The organism is Caballeronia sp. INDeC2, from assembly GCF_023631325.1.
Lineage (GTDB): Bacteria > Pseudomonadota > Gammaproteobacteria > Burkholderiales > Burkholderiaceae > Caballeronia.
In genome coordinates, this window is the sequence record NZ_JALQDG010000003.1 from 950,276 (window position 1) to 963,779 (window position 13,504).

Below are 13,504 nucleotides of genomic sequence, written 5' to 3' on the forward strand. Positions count from 1 at the left end.
CAAGCGGCGTGAGCTTCGCGTTCACGCCGGGTTTACCCGCTCATTAGATCATGCCGTGACTTAATCGGGACTTAACGGAAGGTTAAGGAGTGTAACGACGCGCATGGCCGCAGCGACGTGCGGCTAGCGTTCGGAACGCGTGTCGTCCGTTAGCGAGGCATCGTCGCCCTGATCCGTGTCGTGCTCGACTTGCTCTTCAGATTGGGGTTGCGAAACGGTGCGCGCCTGCGCGGCGCGTTTGGTCGCGTTCGCCGCGGCTTCGCGGGCCTCGCGCGCGGCGGCTTTCGCGGCGACGCTCTTCAGCGCGGCGTTGAGCGCGTCGGGCGCTTTCGGCGCGCGCAGCCGATCGACGATGCCCGCGACCTTGATCTGCTCGCTCGTCGCGTTGAAGTTCAGCACGGCGCGCCGCATGAGCTCGCTCACGCTGATGCCGAGGGTGTCCGCTGTCTTGCTGATGGCCAGCTTCTGCGCGGGGGTCACGAAAACAACGATGCGTTCGCTGGGTTTGGTCGTCATGAGCGGCTCGCAAACAGTAAGGCGATCGTATGGGACGATCGGGGCTTCGGTTCATCAAACGGCACGACATCTGTAGCGCAGGCTCGCCCGTAAGGGTGCGCGGAACCTGCGATCCATTCATCCATCATATCGGTTTGCGCGCGGCTGTGCGTGTGACTCACCTCGCATCGGACACGCGATGAGCGTTGCGCAGAAACGGCGCGCGATCAATGACTTGGATATTTTCTCATACGGTTGTCCACAAGGCTCTCAACACTTTCTGTGGGTAACCGGACATTCACGCGCATGACGGACCGGCGCGCGGCATTTACTTACAAAAAATTCGCGCGTGTTTTGTAGTGGCGCACGCGAATTCTTTAAAATGCGCAGTTATCCTCGGTCGAAACCGGGCCATATATACGCTCGTCCCGTCTTTGCAGTAGCGCCGCGGCTTCGGCGCATCGCATCGCAGCTCGGCAGCGCGCGCGCTTCACGGCGCGCCGAACGAACCCAGTCATGCCTATCATCAAACGACCCGACTCAAAGAATTCTTCGCGATACGATCGCGAACCGCGCTGGAACGACTCTCGCAACGACTCACGCAATGATTCGGGCGGCCGCGACGGCGGCGGACGCAACGGCGGAAACGGCCGCAATGGCCGCAATGGCCGCAATGGCCGTAACGATCGCAACGGCGGCGGGCGAGGCCGTTCGGTCTTCGCGCGCATCGCGCTCTGGTTTGCCGGGCTTGCCGCGATCGGCGTGGTGGTCGGTGCGCTCATCGTCGGCTATGCGCTCGTCGTCATGGGGCCGAACCTGCCTTCGCTCAACGCCCTCATCGACTATCGCCCGAAGGTGCCGTTGCGCGTCTACACGGCCGATCATGTGCTGATCGGCGAATTCGGTGAGGAGCGGCGCAGCCTCGTGCGCTTCCAGGACATTCCCGACCAGATGAAGAAGGCCGTCCTCGCGATCGAGGATTACCGCTTCTACGATCACGGCGGGGTCGACTTCGTCGGCATTTTGCGCGCGGGCGTGACCGATCTGACGCACGGCGGCGCATCGCAGGGTGCGAGCACGATAACGATGCAGGTCGCGCGCAACTTCTTCCTGTCGAGCGAAAAAACGTACACGCGCAAGATCTACGAAATGCTGCTCGCGTACAAGATCGAGCGCGCGTTGACGAAAGATCAGATCCTCGAGCTGTACATGAATCAGATCTATCTCGGCGAGCGCGCGTACGGTTTTTCGGCCGCGGCGCGCGTGTACTTCGGCAAGGATCTGAAGGACATCTCGCTCGCCGAAGCGGCAATGCTCGCAGGCCTGCCGAAAGCGCCGTCGGCGTACAACCCAGTCGTCAATCCGAAGCGCGCCAAGGTGCGTCAGCAGTACATTCTCAAGCGCATGCTGGACCTGAACTTCATCACGCGCGAGCAGTACGATCAGGCCATCGCCGAGGAGCTTCACACGAAGTCCGCGGGCACCGAATACGGCGTGCATGCGGAATACGTCGCGGAAATGGTGCGGCAGATGATGTACGCGCAGTACAAGGAAGAAACGTATACGCGCGGCCTCACGGTGACGACGACCATCGATTCCGCCGATCAGGACGCCGCGTACAAGGCCGTGCGCAAGGGCGTGATGGATTACGAACGCCGGCATGGCTATCGTGGACCGGAGGGCAACATCAATCTGCCGTCGAATGCGGACGATCGCGCCGAGGCGATCGAAGACGCGCTCGTCGATCATCCGGACAACGGCGAGCTCGTCGCGGCGGTCGTGACGAGCGCAAGCCCGAAGCAGGTGACGGCGCAGTTCGTCGGCGGCGATACGGCGACCGTGTCCGGCGAAGGCCTGCGCTTCGTGGCGACTGGGTTGCGCAATAACGCGTCGAAGGCGCTTGCGATCAAGCCCGGCTCGATCGTGCGCCTCGCGAAGGACGACAAGGGCAACTGGCAGATCACGCAGCTGCCGCAGGTCGAGGGCGCGCTCGTCTCGATGACGCCGCAGGACGGCGCGATCCGCGCACTCGTCGGCGGCTTCGACTTCAACAAGAACAAGTTCAATCACGTCACGCAGGCATGGCGTCAGCCGGGTTCGAGCTTCAAGCCGTTCATTTACTCGGCCGCGCTCGACAAGGGGCTCGGACCGGCGACCATCATCAACGATGCGCCGCTGTACTTTCCCGCGGCGGGCGGCGGCGATGCGTGGGAGCCGAAGGACGACGACCAGCCCGACGGCCCGATGTCGATGCGCACCGGCCTGCAGAAGTCGAAGAACCTGGTGTCGATCCGCATTCTGTCGTACATCGGCACGGGCTATGCGCAGGACTTCGTCACGCAGAAGTTCGGCTTCGACAAGGACAAGACGCCGCCTTATCTGCCGCTCGCGCTCGGCGCCGGGCTCGTCACGCCTTTGCAATTGAGCGGCGCGTATTCGGTGTTCGCGAACGGCGGCTATCGCATCAATCCGTATCTCATCGCCGATGTCGCCGATGCGCGCGGCACCGTGATCTCGCGCGCGAATCCGCTTAAGGCCGGCAGCAATGCGCCGCAGACGCTCGAGCCGCGCAACGCGTACATCATGAACAGCCTGCTGCATACCGTGGCGACGCAGGGCACGGGCTCGGGCACCAACGCGCTGAAGCGCAACGACCTGCAAGGCAAGACCGGGACGACCAACGACGCGAAGGATGGCTGGTTCGCGGGCTATCAGAAGCAGCTCGTCGCGGTCGCGTGGATGGGCTATGACCAGCCCAAGACGCTCGGCAGCCGTGAGTTCGGCGCGCAGCTTGCGTTGCCGATCTGGGTCGAGTACATGGGGCGCGCGCTGCGCGGCATTCCGCAGGAGCAGATGGCCAAGCCCGATGGCATCACGACCGTCGACGGCGAATTGTTCTACGCCGACCGCACGCCGGGCGCGGGCTTCGTCGCGAGCATCGGACTGGACAGCACCAACCCGATGGCGGGCGATGCAACCACGATGGGCGGCGTCGGACCCGCGGGCATGCAGGCGCCGCCCGCGCCGCAAGTCACGACCGACGAACGCAAGCAGATCATGGACATGTTCAGCAGGCCGTGACGTGACGCTGCATAGTCGCTAAAAAAAGCGCGCCGGGCTGCAAACCCGGCGCGCTTTGTTTTTTGGACAAGCGTGATTTCAGTGACCGACCGTCGCCGGCGATTTCACTTCGCAGTTCACGTTGAGCGTCGACTTGTCCGCGAACGAAAGGGTGAGGGGAATCGTCGAGCCGACCTTGAGCGGTTTGGCCGGCCCTTCGAGCATCAGGTGATAACCCTTCGGCGCGAAGCTCAGCGTGCCGTGCGCGGGAATGTCGACGGAATCGACGGGCGACATCGTCGCCGTGCCGTTCTTGCTCTCGGACTTGTGCATCATCGCCATGCCGAAGGCGGGCGTTTGCGCGGCCGTGAGCGTCGCGGGCTTGTCGCCGTTATTGGCGACGGCGAAGTAGCCCGATGACGGCAGATTTGGCGGCATCGCGCGAACCCAGCAATCGCGGGCTTCGAGCGTCGCGGCCTGGGCAAACGATGCGCAGGCGAGCGTGCCCACGAGTACAGCGATTTTTTTCATTGTGTCCTCACTTGACGGTGAAGTTGTAGTGACCTTGCGTGCGATGCCCGTCCGCCGCGACCGCGGTCCATTGCACCTTGTAGACGCCCGGCGCGAGATCGGGCAGCGCGACGCTTATGTGCTTCTTGTCGCTGGCATCGACGGTGGAATTTGCAGTGTTGACCTGCGTTCCTTGCGCGTTGGTCACGATGAGCTTGCTGAAAGTCGGCTCGAGCGCTTCGCCGAAGTCGATTGCGACGTCGTGCGGCGCGCTGACGGTCGCTCCGGGGCCGGGCTGTTGCAGCTTCGGCAATGCATGCGCGCACGCGAGCTGGGCCGAGCCGGCGAGCACCAGCGCGAGCGCGCGGCGCATGAACGATGATGAAAGCATGATGGTTCCTTGCGTGCTCGAAGCCGTTGCCGCTTCGAGCGATGTTTGCTGCGTGCCGAATAAGAGGCTTCATCCCGTGGGATGCGATGGACGAAGCCCATGCGTGGGAACTCGAATCAGGCGAAAGCGGGCGGGGCGCGCGGTTGCGCGGCGTTGAGCAATGCGCGGCGGGGCGCATCGTTGAGCGGAGCGGCGGCGAATACTTCGCGTGCCGGAAATGCGAAGAAGGCTCGATCGAGCGATACCGGCGGCGTGGGCGCATGCGCGATGAGATCGCAATACGCGCATGCCTGAAGATGACCGGCGACATCGTGCTTCGCGGTACGCGCATCGAGCGATGCCTGTGCATCGGAGGCGCACACGGCAGCGAGCAGCGACTCGATGCGCGCATGTTCGAACGCCTGCGATGCGGCGGGCGCGAGCGAAACCAGCAGGATCGCGCATATCGCCGCGAACCCGCCTATCTTCCCGATGATGCCCCGACGCAAGTGATGCATGCCGCGTTTGATCCGTTATCGATGGAGAGACCACGACGAACGGACGATTATGCCACGCGTGTTTCGACACGCTTCGCATCGAGACGAGACGCTTCGACGCAGCATCGCTTCTTCCTATTTCTTCTTTTTCTTCGATCGAAGCAAACAAGCTATTGCGATAAGGTAAGCGAGGACTTATAATCTTTTCTTCGACGGACGCGGGGTGGAGCAGTCTGGCAGCTCGTCGGGCTCATAACCCGAAGGTCGTAGGTTCAAATCCTACCCCCGCAACCAACACCGTTCAGCATCACGCAGAAGAGCCCGGTCAAGCCGGGCTTTTTGCTTTTCTGCGCGCGCATCGTGATGCGTCCACCGTGCCAACCGCAAAGTCGCATTAGAACCGGTTCATGACCGACGCACACGTGCGACTTCACATGCGCATGTCAAAATCGCAAGTCTGGGCTAACACACGCCAATCCCATTTCACGATCGCAAAAGGAGTCCTCGGTCATGGACATTCCACACGTTCTGCAGGCTATCGCGCATCAGGAACACACGCTCGTGTTCCCGCAGTTTCACGCCGAGCATGCATGGCAGCTCGGCGCGCAGTTGCGCGAGATGGCCCTCGCACGCGACGCGGCCGTCGTCATCGACGTGCGTACGTTCGGGCGCAAGCTCTTCTACGCCGCGATGGACAACACCACGCCCGACAACGCGCGCTGGGTCGAGCGTAAGTCGCGCACCGTCGAACATTTTCGCCGCAGCTCGTATGCCATCGGACTCACGCTGCAGCAAGCCGGCACCACGCTCGCCGATAAATACAGCCTCGATCCCGCCGACTTCGCGACGCACGGCGGCGCGTTTCCGTTGCGCGTATCGGGCGCGGGCGTGATCGGCTCGGTCGGGGTGTCGGGACTTCCGCAGCGCGACGATCATCAGATGGTCGTCGAAGCGCTATGCGCCGTGCTCGGCCAGGACTTCGGCAGTCTTTCGCTCGGGCGCGACTGACGCCATCGACATCTGCGAACCCACACGGCAACCAAGATGCGCTCAACCGCTTATGTGCTCCTCGCAATTGCGATCGTCGCCGAAGTCGTCGCGACCTCCGCGCTGCGCGCCTCCGACGGCTTCACGCGCGCGCTGCCCGCGGCCATCGTCGTGGCCGGATACGGGCTGTCGTTCTATCTGCTGTCGCTGACGCTGCGCGCGTTGCCCGTCGGTGTCGTCTATGCCGTGTGGTCGGGCGCGGGCATCGTGCTCATCACGCTCGTCGCGGCGCTGCTCTTCAAGCAGACGCCCGATCTGCCCGCGATGCTCGGCATGGGCCTTATCGTTGCGGGCGTAGTGGTGCTCAACGCGTTCTCGAAGATGAGCGCGCACTGACGCGCGTCGCCGCCTGCGGGCTTACTTGCAGCGCACGATCATCGAGCGATTCTTGACGTTCGCCGAAATCACGTTGGTGATGCCGCCGCCGGTCGGGCCGCCTTCCTCGTTGTCCTTCGAGACGATGTCATAACCCGTCGCGCCGCATTTCTTGCCGGCGAGGACATAGCAGCTCGCCCAGCTCGATCCGGCGTCGGCGCCGCTGCAGTTGACGGCGTAACCGGTCTGTCCGTCGGGCAGATTGATGAGCGATGCTTCGTTCGACGACGCGCACGCGCCGAGCCCGGATATCGCGACGATAGCCGCGCCGAGTGTCGCGGCACGCAGCCAGGAGAAGCGCGAAACGGCGCCGCCATGTGCGGCGCGAGCGGAGAGACGGCGCATGCGCCGGCCAGGTTCCTTCATCTTTACCTCGTGAGAGCGAATTGCGATGTGCGCCGCAAGCCTTCGATCCACGGCGAGGGCGCATTTTTTGAGATGTGCATTGTCCCATACGCGGCTTACGCGACACGTAAGCGGTTGTTATCCGCCGGCGCACGCGGGCAGGGCGGTCGTCGCGGGCGCGTTGCTTGCGAACACTCGATTCACAAGCAACGATCAGCAGCGTCGTTCGATGAACTATTTTCCGGATCGCGCACCTTATCCTGGTTGGATTTGCCTGTCGGCTAACAGGACGAATCTGCAAAAGCGCGGCGCACGCAACACGCGAAAAGGAGAGAAGTCATGGCGGAAAGAGTCACGGGTCCATATCGAGGGTATTACATCAGCGCTTCGGCGCGGCTCGTGCAGGCGCACGGTGACACTGACGGCGGTGCGCCGATCTACGTCGGCTCGGTCAGTCTCGCGCGAGGCGGGCCTGACGACGTGCATCGCTTCGAGGCGCTCGTCGATCTCGGACCCGAGCGGCGCTTTGCGACCGAAGGCGAGGCGCTCGCGCATGTCGAAAAGGCCGCGCGCGAATACATCGACCGCTTGCTGCAAGCAACGTGATGCGTCCCGTCCACCTTCGACACACCGTGCTGTACGACGTCGCGAACTGCCTGATCGATCTGTTTCCGAGCGGCGCGGATGTCGCGGAAGTCGGCCTCGAGGCGACGCCCGCGCTCTTCGTGAGCTGGCGCACGGGCGGCGTCGCGAATCATCCGGGCAATATCGCGTGGGGCGTGCACTATCGCTTCGACGCGCAGGTGTTGCGCGACTATCCGCATCTGTCGGAGGCAGCGCGGCAGCGCGTATGCGAACGCGTGCGCGAAATGAGCCGCCTGCTCGACTTCAACTACGCCGATCCGCTGGCGAGTTCGCTGCTCGTCGTGGATATCGACGAAACCGTGCTTGCCGCGTGAACGCCTCGGCGCTGGACCGCGCGGCGCGACCACGGTTACCATAGTCGCCGGATCGATTCATGCGATCGTTCGCGGCGCAGCAAACGTATTCGCATCGAATGGAGCGATGAAGCACTTGAACGTCTTCGCGTGACGCCGACCGATGCTCTCCCGGCCGCGCCGCGCATCAGCAACGAGACAATCATGGATATTCGATTCCTCCCGGACGCGCCCGATTACCGCGATGCCAATCTGACCGTCGAGTTCGCCGCGATCGTCGACGGCCGGCGCGTCTCATGCGCCATTTCCGTCGAAGCGCTGGAAGATCACTTCGGCGCGCAAACCTACGACAGCGCCGGCTGGATCGATGCGTTCGATGCGGGCCGCGCGCGCATCGAAGCCGTCGCACGCGAGCATCTGCGCGTGACCAACGGTATGCCGGTGCTCCTGAAAAGTGGGCATTTTCCGCCGGGGCGCGTCACGGTCTGACGCGCTGACGCAGGCGCACCTTCTTCTCTTACACGGCGCGATGTAAGACCTCCATCGCATCGTCTTCTTTATCGTCGATGAACGCATCGCGCCGCCTTCCGCGTGATCGCGCAAGGGAGTACCATCGCGGTATTCGCCGCACGCGATGCGATTCGCTCGGCACATAATTTGCTCAATGGCATGCGCTTTCTTGAGCATTCAAATATAAAAATCGCGCGGGGTCGTCATGCTTCATTCCTTTCTTCACTCACTTGTCGAGTCCAATGCGCTATGGCTCATCTGGGCAGCCGTTGGTGTGCTGATTCTTGCACTGTGCATCGTGTTCGCGTCGGTGCTGCTGAGCGACTCGGACGAGCCGCTCTATCGTGCGGCCTCGCGCCGGAACGACGACGGCAAGATGACCATCTGAGCGCGCACCCGCGCGCCATGATTTGACTTCGAAAGAGGCGGTGCCGACAATGCCTCGCATGGGACCGCAAGCGCGGCGCACCGAGCAAAGACGCGAGCAGCGCGAGGCGCTGCGCGAGCGCATACTCATGGTCTCGCGTGAGATTGTGAAGCGCGAAGGCTTCGCATCGCTCTCGATGAGAAAGCTGGCCGAGGCGATCGATTATTCGCCCGCCGCGCTCTACCTTCATTTCAAGAGCCGTGGCGACATTGCACGCGCCTTGCGCAAGGAAGGGCATGCGAGTCTGCGCGACGTGTTCCTCGCGCATACCTCGATCGCGGATCCGGCCGCGCGTCTGAACGCGATGGGGCGCGCGTATGTCGAATTCGGGCTGGCCGAGCCCGAGACGTATCGGCTGATGTTCATGGAGCCCGCGGGTTTCGCCGACGCAAACGCCGATGCCGGCGACAACGGCAACGGCCGGGCGGCGGAATCCGGTGCGGCGACGCTTTCGCTGATCGCGGATGCGTTCGTCGAGTTGCGCGCGGCCGACCGGCTGCCGTCGCGCGCCGCGCCGGTTGCGTGCGCGGAAGGGCTGTGGGCGAATCTGCATGGCATCGTCGCGCTGAAGCTCAATGGCGCGGCGTTGCCGGAGACGCCGGCTGCGATGCTGGTCGAGCTGTCGCTCGATGCGTGGTACGCGCCGGTCAACGGAACTGAACCTCGGGGAACCGAAACTCGATTCAACTCACCGGATCGATCCGACACTTCAACACGATGACCACCGAAGACATCCGTATCGACACCGCCAACGGCATCGGCTTCATTGCGCTCGATCGCCCGAAGGCACTCAACGCGTTGACGCCGCCGATGCTGCGCGCGATCAGCGAGGCATTGCGCGCGTGGCGCCACGATCAAGCGATTCGCGCCGTCGTCGTCTATAGCCCGCACGTGCGGGCGTTCTGCGCGGGCGGCGATATCCGCTTCCTGTACGAGTCCGCGCAGGCGGGCGCGCGCGATGCAATCGACGCGTTTTTCACCGACGAATACAAGCTCAATCACGCGATCTTCACGTTTCCGAAGCCCTATATCGCGGTCGTGAACGGCGTCGTGATGGGCGGCGGCATGGGCATCTCGCAGGGCGCGCATCACACGGGCGGCCTGCGCATCGCCACGCAGTCGACGAAGATGGCGATGCCCGAGACGCGTATCGGCCTCTTTCCCGATGTCGGCGTGAGCTGGTTCCTCGCGCGCGCGCCTGGCGCGATCGGACGCTATCTCGCGGCGACGGGCGCGAGTATGGCTGCCGCCGATGCGCTCTATGCCCGCATGGCCGACGCCTATCTCGACGATGGCGCGCTGCCGGGACTCGTCGAATCGCTTCGGCATCAGCGCTTTCTCGATGGCGTCGAGATCGTGCGCTTCGTTCAGAACGAGACGACGAAGTACAAGGTCGCGCCGATCCCCGAGAGAAGCGAGCTGGCCGCGGCGCGCACGATGATCGACAAGCACTTCGCGGCAGGCAACGGCGCTTCGATTCTGGCGTCGCTCGAACGCGAGGCGGACCTCGGCAACGACTGGGCAAAACGCACGGCAGCGCAGTTGCGCGAGCGCTCGCCGCTTTCCGTCGATGTGTCGCTGCAGCAAGTGGATCGCGCGAAGTTCTCGACCATGGCCGAGACATTGCGGCGCGATCTCGATCTCACGCGCACGATGTTCGAGCGCGGCGACGTGCTAGAGGGCATTCGCGCGCGCATCGTCGACAAGGACAACGAGCCGCGCTGGAAGATCGCGCGCGCCGAGGACGTGAACGCCGCCGATGTCGACCGCATGTTCGAGAGCGCGTGGACGCCCGCGGCGCATCCGCTGCGGCTTCTGAAGGACTGATGCCGCGCAGGCTTCGACGCCGGATCAGTCCGGCTCGCTGCCCGCCATGAATGCGCGCATGAAGACGAGCGCGCCCCAGCCCCAGATCGCGTTGGCGATGAAACTGGGCGCGAGGCGCGGCAGCATGTTGCCGCTCGGCCAGACGCCGCGCGCCGGATCGATCACGAACACGCCGACCGCCGTGAGCACGATGCCGCCGAAGACCAGCGCGCCGATCCACGGTGCGCGGCGCTCGGGCGCGACGCGCAGGAGCCACACCATCAGCACAGCGAAGATGGCGCTCCACAACGCATTGGCGATGAATTCGGGGATGCCGAGCGGAAGAAACGGTGCCGTGGAAAAGCCGGCCGGATCGACGAGACCCGCTGCATGGAGCAGCGCCAGGGTCGATTCGCGGAAAAAGAGCGCGGCGAGAAAACCGGAAACTAACGGCAGTATGACTTTTTGCATTGGCTAGACCGCTTGAAGCCGGAGGGCGCGGTTCTCTCCGATTGTCGTGACGAGCGCCATTATAGTGGCGTCGCGCGAGCTTCCAAGACGGGTCCGGCGTTGTCGCGGGTTATTTTGCGATGGCGTCGCTCGCCGGGCTGTTGTGCAGCATGCGATCGCTGTTCGGCGGCGGATTCGGACGCTTCACCGGCATGTTGTCGGGGTTGTCGGGGCGTGTGGCGCTTGCGGATGGAGCGCCGGGTGCGCTCGGCGGTTTGACCATCGAGGCGTTGTCGTCGGGGCGCGCGGTCTGGGCGTGGGCCGCAAACGTCGTAAATGTCGTGATGAGCAGAAGGGCGGCTGTGGCGAGGCAATGTCGGGTCATGATCGCTCTCCGCGAAGGGGAGACTTTTTGATGTGCATGGCGCGTGCCCGGCGCCCGGCGCGATTGGCAGGACGACCGATCCGCCGCGCTGCGGTAAAATCGCGGATTCCCCTTCAGATTCAGGCGGTTCGCACGAAAGCGCGGCTGCCGTCGCCCATGTCAGCCGTATCGAAGATCAGCCCCCGCCGCGTTTCCGTCGCACCGATGATGGATTGGACGGACCGCCATTGCCGGTCCCTGCATCGCCTCGTGTCGCGTCATACCTGGCTCTACACGGAGATGGTGACGACCGGCGCGCTGCTCTACGGAGATGTCGCCCGGCATCTCGCGTTCACGCCCGCCGAGGCGCCCGTCGCGCTGCAACTCGGCGGCAGCGAACCGGCGGATCTCGCCAAAAGCGCGAAGCTCGGCGAACAGTGGGGCTACGACGAGATCAACCTGAATTGCGGATGCCCTTCCGAGCGCGTGCAACGCGGCGCATTCGGCGCGTGCCTGATGAAGGAGCCGCAGCTCGTCGCCGACTGCGTGAAGGCCATGCGCGATGCCGTTTCGATTCCGGTGACGGTCAAGCATCGCATCGGCGTGGATACGGTCGAAGAATACGAGTTCGTGCGCGATTTCGTCGGCACGATCGCCGATGCGGGCTGCGAGGTGTTCATCGTGCATGCGCGCAACGCGATCCTGAAAGGCCTGAGCCCGAAGGAGAACCGCGAGATTCCGCCGCTCAAGTACGAGTATGCGTATCGTTTGAAGCGCGACTTTCCGCATTTGGAAGTGTCGATCAACGGCGGCATCAAGACGCTGGATGAAGTCGAAGAGCATCTGAAGCACGTCGACGGCGTGATGCTCGGCCGTGAGGCTTATCACAATCCGTACGTGCTCGCGGGTGTCGATACGCGCTTCTATGGCGCCGATACGCCGGTTCCCTCGCGCGAGGACATCGAGGCGGGGCTGATCGACTACGCGCGTGACGAACTTTCGCGCGGCACGTATCTCGGCGCGGTGACGCGGCATGCGCTGGGGCTGTATCGCGGCGTCGCGGGCGCGCGCGGATGGCGTCGCGTGCTCTCCGACAATCGCCGCCTCGCGAGAGGCGACCTGACGGTTTTCGACGAAGCGCGCAGCCACCTTCGCGAAGCTTTGGAAGCAATCGAGTCCTGACGCGCTCGCTTCGGAAAAAGATGCTCAAAGGTACTAGGCAAGCGCAATCTTTGTTCGTATAATCTCGCTTCTTGATTGCTGCGGCAAGTTTGAAGCGGTCAGGATCGCGGTAACAGTGGTGGCTGTAGCTCAGTTGGTAGAGTCCAGGATTGTGATTCCTGTCGTCGTGGGTTCGAGTCCCATCAGCCACCCCACCGAGAATTCAAGCAAAAAGCCCAGTCATTCGACTGGGCTTTTTGCTTTTCTGGCTCCGGCGGCGCAAACGTTCACCCGCTTTCCTTCACCATGCTAGGATTTCCAAACCACCCCCAACGACGACACTGGAGGCAGACATGACCACTTTGGCGATCGACGGTGTGCGCTGGGTCAACGACCGCGTGACCAACGTGCGCTGGGGCAGTTTCGATCCGGCCACGAACGACTGGGCCGCACCCACCACCATCGTGGACGTCCAGCAAGTCGTGGACGCCATCAAAAGCGGCAAGGAAGTCCGCACGCTCTTCACGCTCGGCGGCCGTGCGTTCCTCGGTCCGAAAGTCAGCGCGCTGCCTTATACGAACGGCCATATCGGCATCGAGGCGCGCGTGCAGGACGGGCAGATCGAGAAATCGCTCGAAGACCTGCCGCCCGTCTGAGCATGTCGCGAAAGGGCGCTCGCGGAGACACGCGTTGAATCGGCAACAGGCGCTTCAGTTCGAGACCGACTTCATGCCGCGCATCGTCGAGCGCGTGATGCGGGTCGTCGGGCACGGCGTGCGCGTCGAGATTCTTCCCTACGAGCGTGCGGCCGTGCCGACGCGTCTGCATGTCAGCGCCGAGCGCGCGCATCACGAGCGCGATGATCCGCGCGGCTATCCGTATTCGCTGAATGTATTTCTGACTTGGGACGACGAAGAGATCGAGCGTCTGATGGGCGCCGGCGGCGAGGCCCGTTTCCTGCGATATCTCGACGCGATGGCCGCGAAGTTCGACGCCTGGCAGGGCGCGCGCGACGTCGATCTCGCGACGCGCTCGCAAGCGGAGCCGTCGGTGCTGTTCGGCGGTCTCGATTTCGAAGCCTGATCACGGCGGCCGGCTGCCGCCTGTTAGCGTCCGTTCAGCCGACGCATCGTTTCCGCCTGCGCTCAC

19 protein-coding genes and 2 tRNA genes are annotated in these 13,504 nt (G+C 63.6%); 14 read left to right on the top strand and 7 right to left on the bottom strand.

Going from position 1 to position 13,504, the window contains the following annotated elements; translation table 11 throughout:
- Positions 1-123: 123 nt before the first annotated feature.
- Entirely contained in the window at positions 124-516 is a 393-nt protein-coding gene (locus NCS28_RS33520) for a plasmid mobilization protein (RefSeq protein WP_502801149.1), read from the bottom strand.
- Between the two features lie 495 nt (positions 517-1,011).
- On the opposite strand from NCS28_RS33520, the gene NCS28_RS06260 reads away from it, so the two are divergent.
- Positions 1,012-3,576, top strand: a complete 2,565-nt coding sequence (locus tag NCS28_RS06260; protein WP_250512962.1) for a penicillin-binding protein 1A — start codon at positions 1,012-1,014, stop codon at positions 3,574-3,576.
- 78 nt (positions 3,577-3,654) lie between these two features.
- Here NCS28_RS06260 and NCS28_RS06265 read toward each other — a convergent pair whose 3' ends face one another.
- From NCS28_RS06265 to NCS28_RS06275, 3 genes are all read right to left on the bottom strand, one after another.
- Complete coding sequence (locus NCS28_RS06265; protein WP_250512963.1) at positions 3,655-4,086, bottom strand: copper chaperone PCu(A)C; 432 nt, start codon at positions 4,084-4,086, stop codon at positions 3,655-3,657.
- Positions 4,087-4,093: 7 nt separating this feature from the next.
- The gene (locus NCS28_RS06270; protein ID WP_250512964.1) at positions 4,094-4,456 is read right to left on the bottom strand and encodes a copper resistance CopC family protein; all 363 of its coding nucleotides are present in this window, start codon (positions 4,454-4,456) and stop codon (positions 4,094-4,096) included.
- 116 nt (positions 4,457-4,572) lie between these two features.
- Positions 4,573-4,953: a DUF2946 domain-containing protein gene (locus NCS28_RS06275; RefSeq protein WP_250512965.1), complete on the bottom strand. Its 381-nt coding sequence runs from the start codon at positions 4,951-4,953 to the stop codon at positions 4,573-4,575.
- A 196-nt stretch (positions 4,954-5,149) separates the two neighbouring features.
- Between NCS28_RS06275 and NCS28_RS06280 the strand changes: the two genes are divergently transcribed.
- The 3 genes from NCS28_RS06280 to NCS28_RS06290 all read left to right on the top strand — a co-directional run bounded on the left by NCS28_RS06280 (position 5,150) and on the right by NCS28_RS06290 (position 6,315).
- A tRNA-Met gene (locus NCS28_RS06280) sits at positions 5,150-5,226 on the top strand.
- Between the two features lie 216 nt (positions 5,227-5,442).
- Positions 5,443-5,940, top strand: coding sequence for a heme-degrading domain-containing protein (locus NCS28_RS06285; RefSeq protein ID WP_250512966.1), 498 nt, complete (start codon positions 5,443-5,445; stop codon positions 5,938-5,940).
- Positions 5,941-5,976: 36 nt separating this feature from the next.
- The gene (locus tag NCS28_RS06290; RefSeq protein ID WP_250512967.1) at positions 5,977-6,315 is read left to right on the top strand and encodes a DMT family transporter; all 339 of its coding nucleotides are present in this window, start codon (positions 5,977-5,979) and stop codon (positions 6,313-6,315) included.
- Positions 6,316-6,336: 21 nt separating this feature from the next.
- Here NCS28_RS06290 and NCS28_RS06295 read toward each other — a convergent pair whose 3' ends face one another.
- The gene (locus tag NCS28_RS06295; protein ID WP_250512968.1) at positions 6,337-6,720 is read right to left on the bottom strand and encodes a hypothetical protein; all 384 of its coding nucleotides are present in this window, start codon (positions 6,718-6,720) and stop codon (positions 6,337-6,339) included.
- A gap of 318 nt (positions 6,721-7,038) precedes the next feature.
- Between NCS28_RS06295 and NCS28_RS06300 the strand changes: the two genes are divergently transcribed.
- The 6 genes from NCS28_RS06300 to NCS28_RS06325 all read left to right on the top strand — a co-directional run bounded on the left by NCS28_RS06300 (position 7,039) and on the right by NCS28_RS06325 (position 10,401).
- Positions 7,039-7,305, top strand: coding sequence for a hypothetical protein (locus tag NCS28_RS06300; RefSeq protein ID WP_250512969.1), 267 nt, complete (start codon positions 7,039-7,041; stop codon positions 7,303-7,305).
- Positions 7,305-7,658 (top strand): hypothetical protein, encoded by a 354-nt coding sequence (locus tag NCS28_RS06305; RefSeq protein ID WP_250512970.1) that lies wholly within the window; start codon positions 7,305-7,307, stop codon positions 7,656-7,658. The genes NCS28_RS06300 and NCS28_RS06305 overlap by 1 nt, the downstream gene beginning before the upstream one ends.
- 183 nt (positions 7,659-7,841) lie before the next feature.
- Positions 7,842-8,126 carry a DUF1488 family protein gene (locus tag NCS28_RS06310; RefSeq protein ID WP_250512971.1) on the top strand — a complete coding sequence of 95 codons (285 nt, stop codon included), beginning with the start codon at positions 7,842-7,844 and terminating at the stop codon, positions 8,124-8,126.
- Positions 8,127-8,352: 226 nt separating this feature from the next.
- Positions 8,353-8,535: a hypothetical protein gene (locus NCS28_RS06315; protein WP_250512972.1), complete on the top strand. Its 183-nt coding sequence runs from the start codon at positions 8,353-8,355 to the stop codon at positions 8,533-8,535.
- Between the two features lie 49 nt (positions 8,536-8,584).
- Positions 8,585-9,295, top strand: a complete 711-nt coding sequence (locus NCS28_RS06320) for a TetR/AcrR family transcriptional regulator (protein ID WP_250512973.1) — start codon at positions 8,585-8,587, stop codon at positions 9,293-9,295.
- Positions 9,292-10,401 (top strand): enoyl-CoA hydratase/isomerase family protein, encoded by a 1,110-nt coding sequence (locus NCS28_RS06325; protein WP_250512974.1) that lies wholly within the window; start codon positions 9,292-9,294, stop codon positions 10,399-10,401. Before NCS28_RS06320 ends, NCS28_RS06325 begins: the two co-directional genes overlap by 4 nt.
- 24 nt (positions 10,402-10,425) lie before the next feature.
- Here the strand turns inward: NCS28_RS06325 and NCS28_RS06330 are convergent, their stop codons facing one another.
- Entirely contained in the window at positions 10,426-10,851 is a 426-nt protein-coding gene (locus tag NCS28_RS06330; protein WP_250512975.1) for a hypothetical protein, read from the bottom strand.
- Between the two features lie 109 nt (positions 10,852-10,960).
- Positions 10,961-11,215 (bottom strand): hypothetical protein, encoded by a 255-nt coding sequence (locus NCS28_RS06335; RefSeq protein WP_250512976.1) that lies wholly within the window; start codon positions 11,213-11,215, stop codon positions 10,961-10,963.
- A gap of 156 nt (positions 11,216-11,371) precedes the next feature.
- Between NCS28_RS06335 and dusA the strand changes: the two genes are divergently transcribed.
- The 4 genes from dusA (at position 11,372) to NCS28_RS06355 (ending at position 13,438) form a co-directional block, all read left to right on the top strand.
- Positions 11,372-12,376: a tRNA dihydrouridine(20/20a) synthase DusA gene (gene dusA, locus NCS28_RS06340; RefSeq protein WP_250512977.1), complete on the top strand. Its 1,005-nt coding sequence runs from the start codon at positions 11,372-11,374 to the stop codon at positions 12,374-12,376.
- A gap of 118 nt (positions 12,377-12,494) precedes the next feature.
- Positions 12,495-12,570, top strand: a tRNA-His gene (locus NCS28_RS06345).
- A gap of 138 nt (positions 12,571-12,708) precedes the next feature.
- The gene (locus tag NCS28_RS06350) at positions 12,709-13,011 is read left to right on the top strand and encodes a hypothetical protein (protein WP_250512978.1); all 303 of its coding nucleotides are present in this window, start codon (positions 12,709-12,711) and stop codon (positions 13,009-13,011) included.
- A gap of 34 nt (positions 13,012-13,045) precedes the next feature.
- Complete coding sequence (locus NCS28_RS06355; RefSeq protein ID WP_250512979.1) at positions 13,046-13,438, top strand: DUF5594 family protein; 393 nt, start codon at positions 13,046-13,048, stop codon at positions 13,436-13,438.
- Positions 13,439-13,504: the final 66 nt, after the last annotated feature.